Below are 19,146 nucleotides of genomic sequence, written 5' to 3'. Positions count from 1 at the left end.
ATCAGCATGACCATCACCGACGAAATGTCGACACCTGTCGTCGACTTCGACATCTACGACCCGTCGCTCACGGACCCGGTGGACACCGTGCAGGAGAAGGTCGCCGAACTCGCGGCCAAAGGCCCTGTCGTCTACTCGACCGCGCACGGCGGCCACTGGATCGTCACCCGGTACAAGGAGCTCCACGAGGTCCTCCGCGACCCGGAAACCTTCTCGAGTTACCCGAACAACCTCGTCAATGCCGGGGACGGCAAGTTTCTGCCGCTCGAGCTCGACCCGCCGGAGCACACCGGATATCGGGTGGCCCTGCAGCCGCTGTTCTCCCCGAACCGGATGAAGGCGCTGTCCGAGCAGATCCGGGGCGTGGTCAACGAACTGATCGACAGTTTCGCGGGCAAGGGTGAGGCGGAGTTCATCGCCGACTTCGCGCACGAGCTGCCCACCCGCGTCTTCCTCGCGTTGATGGACTGGCCACTCGAGGACGCCCCGATACTCACCGAGGCCACCGACACCGCCCTGATGGGCAAGCCCGGCGCCAGCGAGGACGAGTCGGCGAAGGCACGCGCCGAGGCAGCCCAGCAGATGTTCGCCTACTTCCAGAAGATCGTCGACGAGCGTCGCGCGAACCCCGGTGAGGATGTCACCTCCGCACTCATCCGCACCGAGGTCGACCTCGAGGACGGCAAGCGACTGCTCACCGACGAAGAGCTGACCCGCATGTTCTTCCTCCTGCTCATCGCAGGTCTGCACACCGTTCAGGGATCGCTGGCCTGGGCCGTGATCCACCTGGTGAACAATCCTCGTCAGCGCGCCGCGCTCATCGAGGACGACTCGCTGATCCCGAACGCCGTCGAGGAGGTCCTGCGGATCGAGGCTGCAGTGAGTATGGGCCGCCGTGCGACCCGCGACGTCGAACTCGGCGGGGCGAAGATCAAGGCCGGCGACCAGTTGCTGCTGGTGCTCTGTTCGGCCAACCGCGACGGAAGCGAATTCGAGGATCCCGACGAGTTCGTGATCGACCGGTCACCGAACCGGCACCTGACATTCGGTGCCGGTCCGCACCGGTGCCTGGGCTCACATCTGGCCCGCATCGAACTGTCGATCGCGCTCGAGGAACTGCACCGCCGGATTCCGGACTACGAACTCGTCGAATCCGATCCGCCGATCCTGCACGCAACGCAGGTGCGGGGCTGCTTGCGGCTTCCGATCAGGTTCACACCGACGACCTGAGCGTCGGATCGGCAGGTTCCATGGATTCAGAAGGGTGCAACGCGTTGACTGCCAGTAACGTATCCGAGGATCTGCTCGTCGACTTCGACGTGTACGACCCAGCTCTCGCCGCTCCGGTCGATGTCTTCCAGAAAAAGGCCGCCGAACTCCGTGCCCGCGGACCGATCGTCTACTCCCCGCACCACGGTGGGCACTGGATCGTCACGCGGTACGCGGACATCTTCCGCATCCTGCGCGATGCCGAGACGTTCTCCAGCTATCCGAACAACCTGGTCGATGCCGGCCAGGGCAAGTTCATCCCGGTCGAGATCGATCCGCCCGAGCACACGCAGTATCGTCAGGCGCTCCAGCCACTGTTCGGTCCGGCGCGGATGAAAGAGCTCGAGCCGAGGATCCGCGAGATCATCAACCAACTGATCGACGGCTTCGCGGACTCCGGCCGGTGCGAATTCGTTGCCGAGTTCGCGCATGCGCTGCCGACTCGTGTCTTCCTCAGTCTCATGGGCTGGCCTCTCGACGATGCCGAACAGTTCACGGAGTGGACGGATATTGCGCTCCAGGGGATTCCGGGAGCCGGCGAGGAGGAATCCGCCCGTGCCCGGGCAGAAGCGGCAACGAACGTGTTCGAGTACTTCGGTGCATTCGTGGATCGGGTGCGTTCCGGGCAGGAGGACTCGGAGAGCGTCACCGCACAGATCATCGATACCCCGATCCGGATGGACGGAGTCGAGCGGCACCTCACTGACGAGGAACTGCGCCGCATGTTCTTCCTGCTGCTCATTGCCGGACTGCACACGGTGCAGGGTTCACTCGGTTGGGCCATGGTGCACCTTGCGAACAACCCGGTGCAACGGCAGGCGCTCATCGACGACAGCAGCCTGGTGCCGGACGCAGTCGAGGAGATCCTCCGCATCGAAGCCGCCGTCAGCATGGGCCGGCGGGCCACCCGCGATGTCGAGATCGCCGGCGTCAACATCAAGGCCGACGATCAATTGTTGCTCCTGCTGTGTGCGGCCAACCGCGACGAAGCCGAGTTCGACAATCCGGACGCGTTCGTGATCGATCGTGGCCCGAACAGGCATCTGTCGTTCGGCGCAGGGCCGCATAGGTGCCTCGGGTCTCACCTCGCCCGCCTCGAGCTCACCTTGGCGATGGAGGAGATACATCGGAGAATCCCCGACTACGCGCTGGTCGACAGTGATCCGCCGTTGATGCACGGCACGTCGGTGCGTGGGTGCGTGCGGCTACCGCTCACGTTCACACCGGAATCGCGAAGCTGACACGAGGAAGGGGACCCGATTCGATCGGGTCCCCTTCCTCGTGTGCCGGGGCTCAGGCCTTCAGCAGATCACGGTGGATGATTTCCTTCATGATCTCGTTGGTGCCACCATAGATCCGCTGGATGCGGGCGTCGATGAAGGCCTTCGCGACCGGGTATTCCATCATGTAGCCGTAGCCGCCGTGGAACTGCACACCGGCGTCGATCACACGGCCCTGCAACTCGGTGGCCCACAGCTTCGCCTTGGACGCGTCGACCGCGGTGAGCGTGCCCTTGTTGTGTTCCCGGACGCAGCGATCGAGGTAACTGCGTGAGACCTCCACCGCCGTCTGCAGTTCCGCGAGAGTGAAGCCCATTCCCTGGAACTCGCCGATGCGCTTGCCGAAGGCGGTGCGTTCCTTGACGTAGTCGAGTGTCCAGCTCATGACGGCCTCGGCGGACACCTGCGCGGCGATGCCGATACCGAGCCGCTCCAGCGGAAGGCTCTGCATGAGGTATCCGAAGCCCTGCCCCAGCTCGCCGAGCACATTCTCCTTGGGAACTCGGACATCCTCGAAGAACAACTCGGCCGTGTCCTGGGCGTGCAGACCGACCTTGTCGAGCTTGCGGCCGCGGGAGAACCCGGGCGTTCCGTCTTCGACCACGAAGAGGCTGAACCCTCGCGAACCGGCTGCGGGGTCGGTCTTGGCGAAGACGATGACGAGGTCGGCCAGGATGCCGCTCGTGATGAACGTCTTGGACCCGTTGAGGACCCAATGGTCGCCGTCGCGCACTGCGGTGGTGGTGATGCCCCGCAGGTCGCTGCCGGCGGCCGGTTCGCTCATCGCGATCGCGCCGATCGTCTCGCCCGTGACGAATCCGGGCAACCACCGCTGCTTCTGCTCATCGGTGGCATGGCGGAGCAGGTAGTTGAGGACGATGTCGTCGTTGGTCGAGAACCCGGACTGCAGCGCGGACGCGCCCACCCGCGCAATCTCGGACTGGATCACGACGCGAAAGCGGTAATCGAGCTCGCCGGGCCCGCCGTACTGCTCAGGGACGCTCAGGCCCAGCAGTCCTTGCTTACCCGCGGCGAGCCAGGTTTCCCGGTCGATGAGCCGGTCGGCGTCCCACTTCTCGAGATTTGGGACGACGTGCTTGTCGACGAAGCTCCGCACGGAGTCGCGAAACAGTTCGTGGTCGTGTTCGAAGAGATCGCTCTCCATGTAATCCTCCTGATGCGGGGCGCCCGCAGGCGCCCCGCTGTGGTGTTCGGTGTCAGTTCTCGCCGACGAGTTTCTGGATCTCGCGGCGGAAGACCTGGTTGGCAACCTCGTTGCGGCCCAGGAGCATGTTGCCGGCGTTCGCGCTGTCCATGGCGACCTGCGAACCACGCAGGATCGGGAAGTCCTCGTTGTGGAGGACCGCGATCAGGATCTCGACGTTCTTGTCCCAGATCCGATTCCAGCGCTCCTCGGTCATGCCGCTGTCTTCGAGCGTCGGTGCGATCAGACGGATCTCCATGTGGCAGCGCTGCGGATCGCTCCGGTGGGGGCGGAAGGTGAGCAGCTGGAAATGGTCGGGCTGCTTGAGCAGGGTGCTGTTGGGACCCACCAGGTGGCTTTCCGTCACGTGCTCGGCGAGGCTGCGATCGCCGGGGTCTTCCTCGATCCACCGGTCGATGGTCTTGCGGAGATTGAGGAACCGGCAGTGATGTCCGAAGTCCTCGAAGGCCATGACGTTGGTGTGGATGTGCTTGGCGGCGGTGTTCGGGTGCGCGTACTGGATGTGGTAGCCGTCGAGGAACGCGTCCTGCATCAGCTTCCAGTTGACGGGCTCGTCGAAGCGCTGAACTCGGGTAGTCACCATTTTGTCCATGCCGTATGCCCCCATGATCGAGTCCATTTCGGGGCCGAGCCAGTCTGCGACATCGATGGTGGCGTCGGCGTCGTCGACAACCCAGACGAATCCGTGACGTTCCTCGGTCGGGAGTTGCACGAGGTTCCGTTCGGAACGGTCGGCGTCACCGAACGTGTTGTCGCGGGTGATGGTGCGCAGCGCGCCGTCGGTGTCGTAGGACCAGCGATGGTACGGGCAGGAGAACAGGCGGCAACGGCCCTTCTCCTCCTTCTCGACCATCGCGCCGCGGTGACGACATTGGTTCACCAGGGTTTTGACGCTGCCGTCGCGCTGACGGACGACGATGACATTGTTCCGCGGCAACTGGAGGGTGACGAAATCGCCCGCGCGGGGGATCTCGGAGCCGTGGATGATGATCGACGGAACCCGGCCGAAGACACGCTCGCGTTCGAGCTTGGCGATCTCCGGATCGGTGAACTCGACGGGTTCAAACCACGTGACGTGCTCGAATTCGTCGGTGGTGTCGTTGCGCAGATGGTCGAGAGCGCGGCGAATGCGTTCCTCGCGGGGAATTCCGACCTCTGTCATGGCTGCCCTCCAGGCGGTGGTTCGGATCGATGACGCTAAATCTAACTCAAGTAGTTTTAAGTGTAAACCCCGGACCGGTTGCGGGTGGCGCTTCGGCCGTTGCGGCCCTATACCGATCGGCATTAGATTTATGAGAACTGACCCGCAGATGAGGAGCGAACAGGATGATCTCGTATCAGTGGTGTTCGGAACTGGATTCCGGCGATCGGGACGAGGTGCTGGCTCTTGTCGCCGCGGCCGCCGAGTACGACGAGGAAGCCGGGTTCTCGCGGATCCACCCCGGTGATGTGACCTCGACGAGTCGCGACGGCGTCCGCGTCTCCCATCTGCCGATCAAGGCGCGCAAGGACCTGAGCGCGCGCGACGACGCGCCGCTGGTGATTGTGGCGTACCTGCACCTGCAGGTGGACGGCGAGGGGCTGGGTACCGTGCAGTTCGTCGTCCATCCGGACTACCGGTCGCGCGGTGTGGCCACGATGCTGGTCGAGGAGATCGGCCTGGGCACGACAGCGGACGGCGGCTGGGAGCGCACCGGTGCGGTGGCTCTGCGCTGCTGGGCGTACAGCACGCACCCCGCGTCCGAACGTCTCGCGCGACGGTTCGGCATCCCGGCGGTGGGCAGGCTGTGGACGTTGTTCCGCCACCTGTCCGGCCCGTTCGCGATCCCGCTCGACGAGGTCGCGGCGCCCGAGGGCATCACGACGGGCGAGGCGCGTCCGCTCGGTGATCCGGCGGTGTCGCGGGCGATCGACGAGGTGCTGGACGCGGCGTCGCTCGTACCCGCGCAACGCGAGCGCCTCGCCGACGAGATCCGCCTCGGTTCCGGCAATGTGCTGGTCGCAACCGACTCTTCGGGAGCGAAGGTGGGGTTCGTGTGGTCCGATCCGGCGCTGTCCACCCACCTCGAGTTGGATGCGGCGTCGGTCCGGGCGCTCGTGCTCACGGAGACCGCCCGCGGGGCGGGCCTCGGGATGACGCTCCTCACGATGGCACTCGGGGCGCTGCGCGACGCGGGGGCCCAGATCGCCCTGATTCGTATCGACCCGGACGACGCGGGGGCGGTGCGCACGTGCCGGTTGATGGCATTCGAGCAGGAGGGGGAACATTCCTGCTACCAGGTCGGCGAGTGGGCCGAGGCGCCCAGCTTCCGAGTCCGCCCGGGTGAGACGAGCGACGAATCTTGTCCGACGTTGACCTAAAGGGTTTAGGCAACTACCGTCTGTGGTGCGCCTCACACTGATGTGTGGGTCCCCAACTTCACTACGTTCCCACGCACGGGCGCTTGCCCGCCCGGAGCTGGGGCGTGCAATCGGAGGAGAACACTCATGGGTCGACTCGAAGGCAAGGTCGCTTTCATCACCGGTGCGGCGCGAGGCCAGGGGCGCTCGCACGCCGTCCGGCTCGCCGAAGAGGGGGCATCCGTCATCGCGATGGACATCTGCGACCAGATCCCCACGGTCTTCTATCCGATGGCGACCAGCGACGACCTTGCCGAGACCGAGCGGCTGGTCAAGGAGGCCGGAGGCTCGATCGTCGCGTCCATTGGAGACGTCCGCAACATCGAGGATGTCCAGCGGGCCTACGACGCGGGCATCGCACAGTTCGGCAAGGTCGACATCGTGCTGCCGAACGCCGGCATCATGCCGGTGATCGGTCCCGGTGAACAGCGCCAGGCATGGCACGACGCAATCGACACCATGCTCACCGGGGTATGGCACGTGCTCGAGGTGACGGTGCCGCACCTCGTCGAACGGGGGGAGGGCGGGTCGATCATCATCACGAGTTCTGCGGCCGGCCTGACGAGCATCGGGCTGAACACCCTCCCCGGTCAGGTCGGGTACAGCGCCGCCAAGCACGGTGTTGTCGGTCTCATGCGGATCTACGCGAAACAGCTTGCCCCGCACAGCATTCGGGTGAACACTGTGCACCCGACCGGCGTGAACACGCCTATGGTGGCGAACGCGGAGTACGGCGAGTTCGTCAACTCCCATCCCGAGGTTGCCGCCGACGAGTCGTACAAGAACCCGATGCCGGTCGAATTGATCGAGGCCGTCGACATCAGCAACGCGATCGTCTACCTCGCCTCCGACGAGGCTCGTTACGTCACCGGTGTCACGTTCCCGGTCGACGCCGGCTACAACATCCGCTGAAGCGAAGGAGCTTTCACATATGACCACCACCGAAGCCTCGACGGGTACCACCCCGTCGATCGCCGACCGAGAACAGGTTTTCATCGGCGGCCGCTGGGTCGATTCGACCGGCGGCGAATGGGTCGACGTCGTCGACTCGTTCACCGAGGAGAAGGTCGCGCGGGTGCGCACCGCCACGGTCGAAGACGTCGCCAAAGCGGTTGCCGCAGCGCGTGAATCGTTCGACAAGGGCGAGTGGTCGTCTCGCAGCATGGCAGAGCGCGCCGATGTCGTCGACGCCATCGCCGACCGCCTCGAACGGCGGGTGGACGAGCTCACCCCGATCGGGGTCATCGAGGTCGGCGTGCCTGTGAGCGTCAGCCGGCCGACCCAGGAGATGGTCGGCGGGTTGTTCCGTGCGGTGGCCGCGGTGGCCCGCACGTTCGAGACCACCGAGGAGCGTCCGCGCGCAGCGGGCGGTGTCTCGCGCATCGTGAAGGAACCGACGGGCGTCGTTGCCGCGATCATCCCGTGGAACGGCCCGGTCGGCACGATCGCGTTCAAGCTCGCCCCGGCGCTGGCCGCGGGCTGCTCGGTCGTGCTCAAGACCGCACCGGAGGCACCGCTCTCGCCGTCGGTGTTCGCGGACATCATCGCCGAGCTGGTCGCGGAAGGTCGCATTCCCGAGGGGGTCGTCAGCGTGCTGTGCGCCGACCGCGAGGTGTCGGAGACGCTCGTGACCAACCCCGACGTCGACCACGTCACCTTCACCGGCAGCACCGCGGCGGGCCGGCGCATCATGTCGCTGGCCGGCGAGCGCATCGCGCGTGTCTCGCTCGAACTCGGCGGCAAGTCCGCGGCGATCATCCTCGACGACGCCGACATCAACCACGTGGTGCAGACGCTCCCCATGGGGGGCTGCATGCAGTCCGGTCAGGCGTGCATCGCCCTCTCGCGCGTGCTCGTCTCCCGCAAGCGTCACGACGAGGTGCTCGAGGTCCTGAAGGCCGCGTACGGCGCGTTGCCGATCGGCAACCCGTGGGAGCCGACCAATTTCCTCGGCCCGCTCGCGTCGAAGCGTCAGCAGGATCGCGTCCTGGGATACATCGACATCGCGAAGGAGGACGGCGCGAGGGTCGTGCTCGGCGGCGGTCGACCGGAGGGATTCGACAAGGGCTTCTTCGTCGCACCGACACTGCTCGACAACGTCGACCCCGACTCCCGGATCGCGCAGGAAGAGGTCTTCGGTCCGGTCATCTCGGTGATCACCTACGAAGACGAAGAGGACGCCATCGCGATCGCCAACAACTCGATGTACGGGCTGTCGGGTGCGGTGTACACGGAGGACATCGACCACGGGTTCGAGGTTGCGCGGCGCATCCGCACCGGCACCATCAGCGTGAATACCGCGACGATGGACTTCACCCTGCCGTTCGGCGGCTATAAGCAGTCCGGCGTGGGCCGTGAGGGCGGCCTCGAAGGTCTCGAGGAGTTCTTCGAGATCAAGACCGTCCACATGCCCGCTCCGGCCCGGTAGGACCGACGACGACGCCCCGCGATTCGATCCGCGGGGCGTCGTCGTTGCGTCGTGGGTGGTCGTACGACTGCCGAACAGGTCAGTGGGCCGACACGCTCAGTGGGTCGACACGCTCAGTTGGCTCTTGTCCGCGATCTCTACCTGAGCGTTGCGCACCACGCCGTGGAGGAAGCTGCGGATCATCTCCTCGAACAACTGCCGGGAGGTCATCTCGTTCTCGGCGAGAGCCCGCGCCAGCAGCGGCTGCGACTCCGGGTCGACGTTCGGGAAGATCGTGTTCTTCGTACTCGGCTTGCGCATCGCCTCGGTGAGCACTGCGCCCAGCGTCAAACGCTCCATGCCGTCGAGAATCTGGACGTGCAGGCGGGCCGGCACGCCGGACTCCTCCAGGAATCGGGCAGTGTCCTCGTAGGTGCCGATCAGCAGATCACGCGGAAGATACTGGAGCAGGATCGGCGCGGCATTGCGGTGCTTGAGGATCGACTGACGCAGATTCATGCTCAGCGTCACGAAGTACTCGGGCCAGTCCGGGCCGGGCCTGCGGCGTGGCAGGGTGCCGGCGCCGGCAATCTGTCGCGCGACAGCCTGGAGGATCTCCGACTTGTCGGCGAAGTGGTGGTAGAGGGAGGGCGCCCGTACCCCGAGGTGCTTCGCCAGCCGCGGCAGGCTGAAGGCATCGAGTCCCTCGGAGTCGATGATCTCGATGGAAGCCGCCACCGCGGACGCGCGACTGATGAGAGGCTTCGAGGGTCGGGCCATCATCTACTTTCAGCTCGTGCGGTCCACCGGGCGGGTCTGCCCGGCGGGTGACCTATAGATGCTATCTGTTCCGGTCCGGCCGGTGGTTACGCCGTGAGGACGGCCTCGTCGAGGAACTCGACCAGGCCGCGGCTCAACACGTCGTTGTCGTCGCCGCCCACCATGTGCCCGGCACCGCCCACGTCGATGTACCGCGCCCCGGGGATCAGTTCCAGGAGTTCGCGCGCACCTTCGATGCTGACGACGTCGGACTGGGCACCACGAATCAGGAGGGTCGGAACCGCGACGGCGCGCGCCGCGGCCCGGGCCCGCTCCTCGCGCTCCGCGGCAGCATCCGGAAGGTTCGTCCGATGCGACAGCATCCGCGGATCCCAGTGCCAGTACCAGCGACCGTCTCGCTCGCGCATGTTCTTACGCAACCCCTCCACCCGCGGCGGACGGCTCCGGTGCGGGTTGTACGCGATCACGGCGTCGAGCGCGTCGTGCAGGCTGTCGAAGCCCGCCAGTCCCGCGCGCATGAATCCGGTGATCTTGGCCAACCCCTCGGGTTCGGCCTTCGGGGTGATATCCACCAGCACCAGCGCGCGGGAGAGCCCCGGATTGTCTCCTTCGGCGACGAGTGCGGCCATACCGCCCATCGACGCTCCCACGAGCACCGGTGGCTCACCGAGTTCGTCGACGATCGTGCAGATGTCGCGCGCGTGTGCGTCGGAGCTGTAGTCGCCGTCGTCGGCCCATCCGCTGTGGCCGTGCCCGCGCGCGTCGATCGCGTATGAGCGCCATCCTTGTTCCGAGAGGCGGATTCCGGTGCGCTGCCACGAGTGCCTCGTCTGCCCGCCGCCGTGCAACAGCAGGACGGTCCCCTTCCGCTCGGACGCGGGCTCCCAGACATCGGCGACCAGGGAAACGCCGTCGCCCCGAAGTGTGGTCACGGTGCTGGAGATCGTCATCGTTTCGCCCTTCGTCGTCGGAGTCAGTGTCCGGAAGTCCCACCGTCGACGGCGAGCGTCGACCCGGTGATGTAGCCGGAAGCACGGCTGGCGAGGAACACGACGGCGGCGTCGATCTCGCGCTGCGTGGCGGTGCGACCGAGCGAGCAGCCGCGCAGGAACTCCTCGAGGGTATCCGACGACATCTCGGCGATCAGGTCGGTCTCGACGAAACCCGGCGCGATCGCGTTCACACGGATCCCTTTTCGCTGCGACCACTGATGGGACAGATCGCGGGTGAGGCCGACGAGACCGGCCTTGCTCGCGGCGTAGGCGGCCTGGGGGAGCACCGACTTGACCAGCCCGAGCATGCTCGCGATGTTGACGATGCTCGAGCCCGGCTTCATCACGCGTCCGCATGCTTGCGCTGCCCAATACGCGCCGAGCAGATTCACGTCCAGCACGGAACGGAAATCCTCGGGTCGCTCGCGCGTCGCGGGTGCGGAATGGGTGACGCCGGCGTTGTTGATCAGGATGTCGAGCCGACCGAACTCGGCGACCGTGGCCCGGGCGAGGGCGTCGCACTGCTCGGGGTCGGTGACGTCGGTGGGGACGATGAGGCAGCGTCGGCCGGTGGCCTCGATCGTGGGGCCGACGGCGTCCAGCTTCTCGCGACGGCGTGCGGCGATCACCACGTCCGCCCCGGCCTCCGCGAGGGCGCGCGCGAACCCTGCTCCGAGGCCGCTGCCGGCGCCCGTGACGACGGCGACGGACCCGTCGAGCCTGAAGAGGTCGAGGATCGAGCCGGTGTCGTGTGCGGTATCTGTCGAGGTCATGTGGCTGCTCCCGGTGCTGCGTGTCATGAGGTTCGTCTGCGGGCCTTGCGTCCCTTAAAACTAATTACTTAAGATTAGAGCGTAGGTGATGTCCAGGGGAACGGAAACGCTGATGGCCGGAAGCACCGATGTGGAGCAGGGCAAGATGCAGGTGATCGGCAAGGACGCACTTGCAGACGGCGTCGTGGCGGTGCGGTTCGCCGATCCCGACGGGGGGACCGTCCCCGCATGGGAACCCGGATCGCACATCGACGTCATCATCGACGAGTCGACGGTCCGGCAGTACTCGCTGTGCGGCGACCCGGCCGACGACACCTGCCTGACTGTGGCGGTCCTCCGTGAGGAGAACGGACGCGGCGGATCGCGGTGGATCCACGACTCGCTGCAGGTCGGCGACCTCGTCAGCATCGCCGGCCCCCGCAACAACTTCAGCCTCGAGCCCGCGCAGTCGTATCTCTTCGTCGCGGGCGGAATCGGCATCACGCCGATACTTCCGATGGTGCGGGCGGCCGACGCGGCCGGCGCCGACTGGAGGCTCCTGTACGGCGGACGTACCCGCGCGAGCATGGCTTTCGCGGACGACCTCGTCGCCCGGTATCCCGGCCGGGTCGAGCTCCGGCCTCAGGACGAATGCGGGCTCCTCGACCTGGCGGCAGCGCTCGACGCCCTCGGGTACGGCACCGGTGTCTACTGCTGCGGGCCGGAACCACTGCTGCACGCCATCGAGAACGAGTGCCGCAACCGCTCGGGTGTCACCTTGCACGTCGAACGGTTCGCCGCGAAGGAGCGGCCGGCCGACGCCGTCGACGGGGCATTCGAGGTGGAACTCCGGCAATCGGGCAAGACGATCACTGTCGACTCGGGCGAAACACTGCTCGACGCGGTGCTCCGCTCGGGCGTCGATTCGCCGTTCTCGTGCCGCGAGGGAACCTGCGGTACGTGCGAAGCCACTGTGCTGGAAGGAATTCCGGATCATCGCGACTCCGTCCTCACCGAGGACGAGCAGGCGGAGAACGACTGCATGATGATCTGCGTATCCCGCAGCTGCACCCCCAAGCTCACTCTGGATCTGTAGATCGGCCCATGGTGACCCTCCGTCTCGCCACTGCGCGAACGCGTGTGCGCACACCTGCCGTCTCGCCCGGTGTGCTGATCCCGGCGCTCTGCTTCGTCGTGATGATCACCTCGGTCATGCAGACCGCCGTCGTGCCGCTGATGCCCGATATCGCGGCGCAGCTCGGGGTGGGTACGAATGCGGTGGGATGGATCGTCACCGGGAATCTTCTGACGGCCACAGTCTGTACGCCGCTGCTGGGCAGGCTCGCCGACCGACGTGGACCACGAAAAGTGCTGCTGGGCATCCTGGGAGTGGTGCTCGTCGGTTCGTTGCTGTGTGTCGCGTGGGACTCGTTGCCGGTACTCATCGCCGGGCGAGCGCTGCAGGGGACGTCGTTCGCGCTGTTTCCGATCGGCGTCGCTGTGCTGCGCAGCGCTCTCGGGCCGTATCGGCTCACGGCGGCGCTCGGCATCATGTCGGGAACGATGAGCGTCGGCGGCGGTGCGGGAATGATCGCCGCCGGACTGCTGTACAGCGACGGCGACGACTATCGTCGCGTGTTCTGGCTGCTGGTGGCGCTCGCGGTGATTGCAGCTGCACTTGCGTGGGCGGTCGTTCCCGGTTCGCCCGGTTCCGGGACCGGATCCGGATCCGATCTCTGGGGTGCGGTCGGGCTCGCGGTCGGCCTGTCCGCACTGCTTCTGGCGCTCGCGCAGGGCGGGACGTGGGGCTGGGTGTCCGTGCCGACGATCGGTTGTGTCGTCGCGGGTGTGCTCGTGCTTGCCGCCTGGTACCGGCACGAGCGGCGATCCGATGCGCCGCTGGTGGCCCCAGCCCTCCTGACCGCACGTGCGGTGGCGCCCGCCCACCTTGCCGCGTTCCTCGTGGGAATCGCGATGTTCGTGCAGTTCCTGGCCACAGCCGTGTTCGTGCAGGCCGCCCCGGAGGAAGCGGGGTACGGGTTCGGTGCTTCGGTGCTCGAGACGAGCCTGCTGTACCTGCTGCCCGGGCAGGTTGTCGGCATCTCCGCGGCTGCGGTGAGCGGGTTTCTCGTGCGGAGGTTCCGCGCCGAGCGGGTGCTGATGGTGGCGTGCGCTATCGGCGTGTGTGGGTTCGCATTTGTCGGGTTCGCCCACGACCGCCCGTGGCAGGTGATCGTTGCGGTGGCGGTCCTCAATGTTTTCGTCAGCGTTGCCTACGGCGCCCTGCCGGCAATGCTCGTCGAGCATGTGTCGCTGCACGACACCGGTGTTGCGAACGGCATCAACGCCATCGCACGGACATTCGGCAGTTCGCTGGCGAGCGCGCTGGTGGGGATGCTCCTCGCGACGATCACGATCGCGGGTGCCGACATTCCCTCCGAGCGTGCGTTTGTGGCCGCATTCGTGATCGGCGGTGTGGCCGCGCTTGCCGCCGGGTTCGTCGCCGGTGCGAGCCGCCCTTTGCAATTTACAAAATTTGATTGACGTCTCATGAGTGAGCCTATAGCCTGAGGTGTACGCGATATGAGGACCCGCGCTCCTCTCGCGCTGAAAATTCTTGTACACAAAACAGATTCGTATTCTCTCGGTCAAGGAAGGCAAGGGACACATGGCTGCCACCGTCGGCTCGGCCCTGTATTGGTGGGCGAAGACCAAGGGGGAACAGAACGCGATCATCGTTGCCGGTGAGGCTCTGACCTACCGTGAACTCCAGGACTGGTCCAGCCGCGTCGCTCGTGAGATCGTCGACCGGGGCATCAAGCCGGGTGAGCGTGTCGGAGTGCTCGGCCCGAATTCGGTGACGTGGCCCGTGGTGGCACTCGGCGTACTCAAGGCCGGTGCGGTGCTCGTCCCGCTGAATCCCCGGTTCAAGCCGGCGGAACTACGCAAGGTCGTCGATGACGCGGGTGCCGTCCTGGTCATCGCGCCGGAACAGTTCTCCGCAACGGTCGCCCAGGCGCGTGACCTCGGCGATCCCTTCGACACGTTCGGGTTCACCGACATCGCGGCGCTGCGGGAAGGGGAGCGCGACGACTTCCGCGTCGACCTCGCGCCCGACGACCCCACAGCACTTCTGTTCACCAGTGGCTCCACGGGGTTGTCGAAGGGCGTCATCTGCACCAATCGGACTCTGCTCAACATCGTGTTCGAGGCCACCCTCACCGAGGAAGGCTTCCGTCCGGGTTCCACGTCGCTGCTGGTGTTGCCGCTCGTGTTCACCCCGGGCCTCGTGTGGGGGCTGGTCATGTCCACGGTGCTCGGTGGCACGCTCATCATCGAGAAGGAACTCGATCCCGGTCGTGCCGCGGCACTGCTCGGTGAGCACAAGGTGCAGGCTCTGTTCGGGGTTCCGCTGATCTTCGAAGCGATCTCGCGGTCGCCCGAATTCGAGAAGGCCGACCTGTCGTCGCTGCGCACCGCGATCGTCGGCGGCGCGGCAGTCGCACCGGCCCTGTTGAAGCGGTGGGCCGACAAGGGCGTCGCGCTGCGTCAGATCTACGGCATGACCGAAGCCGGCGGGGTCGCGACTGCGACTCTCGTCTCCGAAGCCTTCGACCACCCCGACACCTGCGGGTCCGGCTCGATCTTCACCGAGACGAAGGTGGTCCGCACCGACGGCACCGACGCAGAGCCCGGCGAAGAGGGGGAGATCCTGCTGCGGGGACCCGGCGTGACCCCCGGCTACTGGAACGATCTGGAGTCGACGGCGTCCGCGTTGCGCGACGGCTGGCTGCACAGCGGGGACCTGGGCACCCTCGACGAGGGCGGGCGCGTCAAGTTCGTCGACCGCCTCAAGGACCTCATCATCACCGGCGGCATCAACGTCTCGCCCGTCGAGATCGAGCGTGTCATCAGTGGGATCCCGGGTGTCGAGGAGGTCGCGGTCATTGCCGCGTCCGACGAGCGTTTCGGCGAGACGCCCGCGGCGATCGTCACTGTGAAGGACGGGGTCGACGCGGCAACGATCGTGGAATACTGCGACCGTTTGGTCGCCGACTACAAGGTTCCGCGCTACGTCGTGATCCGGGACGAGCCGCTGCCCCGGCTCCCCAGTGGCAAGCTGTCGAAGACGGCGATCCGGTCCGAGTACCGGGACGTCTCCGAACGATTCGACAAGGTGCGCTGACGCACCCGTCGCGCAGAAAGGAGCCCTCGTGGCTCGGACCGGAACCGACGACGCGGTGATCCTCGAGCGGCACGGAGAGATCGCCGTCGTGCGCTTGAACCGTCCCGATCGGCTCAACGCGTTCACCAATGCGATGTGCTACCGGCTCATCGAGATCTTCGACGAGACCGACACCGACGACGAAGTACGCGCGGTTGTGCTCACCGGAACCGGCCGCGCGTTCTGCGCGGGCGCCGATCTCGCCGCAGGCGGCGACACGTTCGTCCTCGGCGACGATCCGGAGACCGGTGGAGCCCCCGCCGACACGGGTGGTCAGGTGACGCTGCGGATCTACCGTTCCCTGAAGCCGGTGATCGCGGCGATCAACGGGCCTGCAGCAGGCGTCGGCGTCACGATGACGCTTCCGGCCGACATCCGCATCGCCTCGGATACGGCCAAGTTCGGTTTCGTGTTCACTCGCCGCGGCTTGGTGCCGGAGGCATGCTCGACGTGGTTCCTCCCGCGGGCGGTCGGAATCTCCACCGCCGTCGAATGGACGGTCGGCGGGAAGATGGTGCCGGTCACCGAAGCTCTCGACCGGGGTCTGGTACGTGAGGTCGTGCCCGCCGATCAGGTACTGGATCGCGCACTCGAGGTCGCCCGGGAACTGGTTTCGGGCACGTCGCCGGTATCGGCGGCACTGACCCGTCAGCTGATGTGGCGGATGCTCGGCGCGTCGGAACCCGAGGTTGCGCACCGCGCCGAGTCGATCGGCATCTATGTCCGGGGCTCCTCCGACGACGTGCGCGAAGGTGTCGACGCCTTCCTCGAAAAACGTGATCCGAAGTTTCCTGATCGCGTCTCGGATGGACTGCCGGATCTGTTCGAGTGACACTGGTGCCGCGTCGGACGCTCCGTGCCACAGTCGCGGGCCCGATGCTTGACAATGGTCATTACTTGTATCATTGCCCGTAGGAGTCGGTGAGGACGAGTTCGGGGGTGCGACATGGCGCGACGGCGGGCGAACGTCCTCAGTGAGAACGCAGAGGTGGCGCGAGGGCAGATACTGAAGGCTGCCGAGTCGATGTTCCAGCGGTACGGGCTCTCGAAGACCACGATGGACGACATCGCCAAGGAGGCCGGCGTTTCGCGGCCGACCGTCTACCGCTACTTCGGTGACCGTGACACGCTGATCACGGCCTTGATCGAGTTGCGGTCGCGCCGGCTGTTCGACAAGGCTCGTGCGTTCCTGAGGGAACGGACGACGTTCGCGGAGCAGATCGTCGACGGCCTGATCTTTCTCGTCGACCGTGGTCGCCACGATCCGATCGTCCGCTTGATCGTCAGTCCCGAACACATGGACATGGCGACGGCTCTGATCGGCAGCACCGGACTGGCGGTCCGGCTGACCCAGGAGATGTGGGCGCCGCTGCTCGACGAGGCCCGCGAACGAGGTGAGATCCGCGAAGGCCTCACCGACGAGGAGATCTGCCAGTGGATCGCGCTGGTGCAGCTCATCCTGGTCGGGCGGATGGATTTCGGCTCCGAGGGGGACCCGGAAAACAGACGGATGCTCACCAACTTCCTGCTTCCGGGAATCGTGACGGAGGAGGCGGCAGAACAGCTGCGGTCCGGTGGGGCAGCTGCTACTCCGACCCACTGAAGATCGCGGGTACGGAGTGGTAGACCCCGGACGCCGAACCGGGTAATGGCTCAGCGCGGCAGCGGAGTCACCCCCGCCGCCGCGAAGGCTCCCGCGACCACGTTCTCGTAGATGCGGTCGAGGTCGAGTTCGTCGCCGAGGAAGCCGCTGCGCACGATCGTGGCGAACCCGTGCATCGCGGTGAACAGGCTCACCGCGGCCTCGAGCGTGTCCTCCTCCGGCACCCCGCAGGAGGCGAGCATCGAGCGGAGCGCCCTGTTCGCGTCGAGGGCCGCCGCGATCAGGGCGCTGCGCTCGATCGGTTCCGTCGTCAGCGTCTGGTAGCGGTGCGGATGCTCGGCGGCCCACGCACGATGCGCATCGATCAGGGTGCGCAGGCCCTCCGGCCCGCTGCGCCCCATCGCCACCTCGCGCAGCCGCTCACCGAGGTCGGCCATCGTCCGCACCTGGATCTCGCCGCGGACGTCGTCGAGACCACGGACGTGGTTGTAGAGCGAGGCGGTGACGATGCCGAGGCGGCCGGCGAGGGTGCTCATTGTCAGCTGCTCCCAGCCCGACTCGTCCACCGCCTCCAGTGCCGCCTCGATCACCTTCTCGCGGCTGAGGTTTCGACGGCGCATCGGCCTCTTCTTCTCGGTTTCCATCCGCCCATCCTACGGGTCTTCCATTTCAAACGAATGTGTGTAGCTTATAAACGACGATCATTCGTAAACAAGTGCGAGGTGGTCCCGTGACGGCATCACGTATCGACCTGAAGAACCCCGATCTCTACACCGAGGGGGTACCCCACGACTTCTTCGCCGAGCTGCGGCACGGCTGCCCGGTCTACCGGCAGGACGAGGAGGACGGACCCGGCTACTGGGCGGTGACGCGCCATGCGGACGTCACCGCGGTCTCCCGCGACAGCGCGACGTTCTCGTCGGCGCTCGGCACGACCCAGATCGACGAGTTCGACGGCGAGACCCGCCTCAAGCAGGCGGCGATGCTCGTCAACCTCGATCCGCCCGCGCACACCCGGCTGCGCCAGCTCGTCAGCCGCGGCTTCACGCCCCGGATGGTCCGGACGCTCGAAGGGCGCATCCGGGACATCTGCAACCGCATCGTCGACGATCTGATCGAGCGGGGCCGCAACGGCGCGGTCGTCGACTTCGTGCCGGTGGCCGCCGCCCCGCTTCCGCTCGAGGTGATCGCCGCCCTGCTCGGCGCACCCACGGAGGACGTCGGCAGGCTCTACGACTGGTCCAACCGGATGATCGGGTTCGACGACCCGGAGTACGGCAACACCCAGGCCGACGGGGAACTCGCCGCCGCGGAGATCTTCTTGTACGCCAACGAGATCGCCGCGGCGCGCAGGGTGGAGCCGCGCGACGACATCGTCTCCCGGCTCGTCCGGCCGGACGAGAACGGTGACACGCTGACCGAGATGGAGTTCGACATGTTCTTCGTGCTGCTGGTGGTGGCCGGGAACGAGACGACGCGCAACGCCACCGCCGGCGGCATGCAGGCCTTCATCGACCATCCGGATCAGTGGCGCCGCCTGCAGGCCGAGCCGGAACTCGCCGCCGGCGCGGTCGAGGAGATCCTCCGCTGGGTCACCCCGGTGATCGGGTTCCGCCGCACGCCGACGTGTCCGGCGACGATCGGTGACCAGCCCGTCGAGGCGGGGGACAAGGTGGTGGTCTACTACCCGAGCGCGAACCGGGACGAGGACGTCTTCGAGGACCCGCACGTCTTCGACATCGGCCGGACCCACAACCCGCACGTGGCGTTCGGGGGCACCGGGGTGCACTTCTGCCTGGGCGCCCACCTGGCGCGCCTGGAACTGCGCATCCTGTTCGAGACCCTGGCGCGCCGGATCGAGCGCATCGAGCCCGCAGGGCCGGTCCGGCGGCTGCGCTCGAACTTCATCAACGGCATCAAATCCATGCCCGTACGGGTGTATCCGAAGGTCTGAAGCGAATTCGGGTGGGTGGGACCATTGCCTCGGACAGGCGACCGTAGTAATGTCCAGACACGTGTCCAGAAATGTGAATCTCGAATCCACCCGCCGCCGTCTCACCGAGAAGCAGGCCGACACCGTGGACCGTCTGACGCGCGCTGCCGTCGAGGTCCTGCGGGAAGAGGGGTTCGCAGGACTGACCGTACGCAACGTCGCCGCTCGGGCCGGTGTCGCACCGGCCACCGCCTACACCTACTTCTCGTCCAAGGAGCAC

18 protein-coding genes are annotated in these 19,146 nt (G+C 66.4%); 12 read left to right on the top strand and 6 right to left on the bottom strand.

All coding sequences use genetic code 11. The features are described 5' to 3' along the window. Window positions 1–6: 6 nt before the first annotated feature. Both CQZ88_RS14520 and CQZ88_RS14515 read left to right on the top strand, forming a co-directional pair. A complete protein-coding gene (locus CQZ88_RS14520) occupies window positions 7–1,230 on the top strand; it encodes a cytochrome P450 (RefSeq protein ID WP_006936278.1) in 1,224 nt (407 codons plus the stop codon). Between the two features lie 20 nt (window positions 1,231–1,250). Beyond that, window positions 1,251–2,510 (top strand): cytochrome P450, encoded by a 1,260-nt coding sequence (locus CQZ88_RS14515; RefSeq protein WP_102799939.1) that lies wholly within the window; start codon window positions 1,251–1,253, stop codon window positions 2,508–2,510. 52 nt (window positions 2,511–2,562) lie between these two features. Here CQZ88_RS14515 and CQZ88_RS14510 read toward each other — a convergent pair whose 3' ends face one another. After that, window positions 2,563–3,714 carry an acyl-CoA dehydrogenase family protein gene (locus CQZ88_RS14510; protein ID WP_029541658.1) on the bottom strand — a complete coding sequence of 384 codons (1,152 nt, stop codon included), beginning with the start codon at window positions 3,712–3,714 and terminating at the stop codon, window positions 2,563–2,565. 52 nt (window positions 3,715–3,766) lie between these two features. Further along, window positions 3,767–4,936 carry an aromatic ring-hydroxylating dioxygenase subunit alpha gene (locus CQZ88_RS14505; RefSeq protein ID WP_102799938.1) on the bottom strand — a complete coding sequence of 390 codons (1,170 nt, stop codon included), beginning with the start codon at window positions 4,934–4,936 and terminating at the stop codon, window positions 3,767–3,769. 164 nt (window positions 4,937–5,100) lie between these two features. Between CQZ88_RS14505 and CQZ88_RS14500 the strand changes: the two genes are divergently transcribed. The 3 genes from CQZ88_RS14500 (at window position 5,101) to CQZ88_RS14490 (ending at window position 8,602) form a co-directional block, all read left to right on the top strand. Continuing rightward, entirely contained in the window at window positions 5,101–6,135 is a 1,035-nt protein-coding gene (locus tag CQZ88_RS14500) for a GNAT family N-acetyltransferase (protein ID WP_102799937.1), read from the top strand. A gap of 126 nt (window positions 6,136–6,261) precedes the next feature. Then, window positions 6,262–7,086 (top strand): mycofactocin-coupled SDR family oxidoreductase, encoded by an 825-nt coding sequence (locus tag CQZ88_RS14495; protein WP_006936270.1) that lies wholly within the window; start codon window positions 6,262–6,264, stop codon window positions 7,084–7,086. Window positions 7,087–7,105: 19 nt separating this feature from the next. Further along, the gene (locus CQZ88_RS14490; RefSeq protein ID WP_072634461.1) at window positions 7,106–8,602 is read left to right on the top strand and encodes an aldehyde dehydrogenase; all 1,497 of its coding nucleotides are present in this window, start codon (window positions 7,106–7,108) and stop codon (window positions 8,600–8,602) included. Window positions 8,603–8,698: 96 nt separating this feature from the next. Here the strand turns inward: CQZ88_RS14490 and CQZ88_RS14485 are convergent, their stop codons facing one another. The 3 genes from CQZ88_RS14485 to CQZ88_RS14475 all read right to left on the bottom strand — a co-directional run bounded on the left by CQZ88_RS14485 (window position 8,699) and on the right by CQZ88_RS14475 (window position 11,126). Further along, window positions 8,699–9,361: a TetR family transcriptional regulator gene (locus CQZ88_RS14485; RefSeq protein ID WP_044475956.1), complete on the bottom strand. Its 663-nt coding sequence runs from the start codon at window positions 9,359–9,361 to the stop codon at window positions 8,699–8,701. An 86-nt stretch (window positions 9,362–9,447) separates the two neighbouring features. Continuing rightward, window positions 9,448–10,311 (bottom strand): alpha/beta fold hydrolase, encoded by an 864-nt coding sequence (locus tag CQZ88_RS14480; protein ID WP_006936263.1) that lies wholly within the window; start codon window positions 10,309–10,311, stop codon window positions 9,448–9,450. A 23-nt stretch (window positions 10,312–10,334) separates the two neighbouring features. Continuing rightward, window positions 10,335–11,126 (bottom strand): SDR family NAD(P)-dependent oxidoreductase, encoded by a 792-nt coding sequence (locus CQZ88_RS14475; protein WP_029541674.1) that lies wholly within the window; start codon window positions 11,124–11,126, stop codon window positions 10,335–10,337. Between the two features lie 112 nt (window positions 11,127–11,238). Here CQZ88_RS14475 and CQZ88_RS14470 point away from each other — a divergent pair, with 112 nt between their 5' ends. The 5 genes from CQZ88_RS14470 to CQZ88_RS14450 all read left to right on the top strand — a co-directional run bounded on the left by CQZ88_RS14470 (window position 11,239) and on the right by CQZ88_RS14450 (window position 16,933). After that, complete coding sequence (locus CQZ88_RS14470) at window positions 11,239–12,201, top strand: PDR/VanB family oxidoreductase (RefSeq protein WP_102799936.1); 963 nt, start codon at window positions 11,239–11,241, stop codon at window positions 12,199–12,201. 71 nt (window positions 12,202–12,272) lie between these two features. After that, complete coding sequence (locus CQZ88_RS14465; RefSeq protein WP_239010500.1) at window positions 12,273–13,649, top strand: MFS transporter; 1,377 nt, start codon at window positions 12,273–12,275, stop codon at window positions 13,647–13,649. A 124-nt stretch (window positions 13,650–13,773) separates the two neighbouring features. Next, window positions 13,774–15,291: a class I adenylate-forming enzyme family protein gene (locus CQZ88_RS14460; RefSeq protein WP_102799935.1), complete on the top strand. Its 1,518-nt coding sequence runs from the start codon at window positions 13,774–13,776 to the stop codon at window positions 15,289–15,291. Between the two features lie 28 nt (window positions 15,292–15,319). Then, window positions 15,320–16,162 carry an enoyl-CoA hydratase-related protein gene (locus CQZ88_RS14455; protein ID WP_029541682.1) on the top strand — a complete coding sequence of 281 codons (843 nt, stop codon included), beginning with the start codon at window positions 15,320–15,322 and terminating at the stop codon, window positions 16,160–16,162. Between the two features lie 114 nt (window positions 16,163–16,276). Next, window positions 16,277–16,933, top strand: coding sequence for a TetR/AcrR family transcriptional regulator (locus CQZ88_RS14450; protein WP_006936256.1), 657 nt, complete (start codon window positions 16,277–16,279; stop codon window positions 16,931–16,933). Window positions 16,934–16,983: 50 nt separating this feature from the next. Here CQZ88_RS14450 and CQZ88_RS14445 read toward each other — a convergent pair whose 3' ends face one another. Continuing rightward, complete coding sequence (locus tag CQZ88_RS14445) at window positions 16,984–17,577, bottom strand: TetR/AcrR family transcriptional regulator (RefSeq protein WP_050034675.1); 594 nt, start codon at window positions 17,575–17,577, stop codon at window positions 16,984–16,986. Between the two features lie 86 nt (window positions 17,578–17,663). Between CQZ88_RS14445 and CQZ88_RS14440 the strand changes: the two genes are divergently transcribed. Together CQZ88_RS14440 and CQZ88_RS31080 are read left to right on the top strand one after the other, a co-directional pair. Beyond that, on the top strand, window positions 17,664–18,887 hold the full coding sequence (locus tag CQZ88_RS14440; protein WP_102799934.1) for a cytochrome P450: 1,224 nt from the start codon (window positions 17,664–17,666) through the stop codon (window positions 18,885–18,887). A 73-nt stretch (window positions 18,888–18,960) separates the two neighbouring features. After that, window positions 18,961–19,146 (top strand): helix-turn-helix domain-containing protein (locus CQZ88_RS31080; RefSeq protein WP_258008604.1); only part of this gene is annotated, 186 nt, incomplete at its 3' end.

This window comes from Rhodococcus sp. ENV425 (assembly GCF_002887785.1).
GTDB lineage: Bacteria > Actinomycetota > Actinomycetes > Mycobacteriales > Mycobacteriaceae > Rhodococcus > Rhodococcus aetherivorans.
The sequence above is the reverse complement of the archived record's forward strand: the minus strand, read 5'-3'. Positions and strand labels throughout refer to the sequence as shown.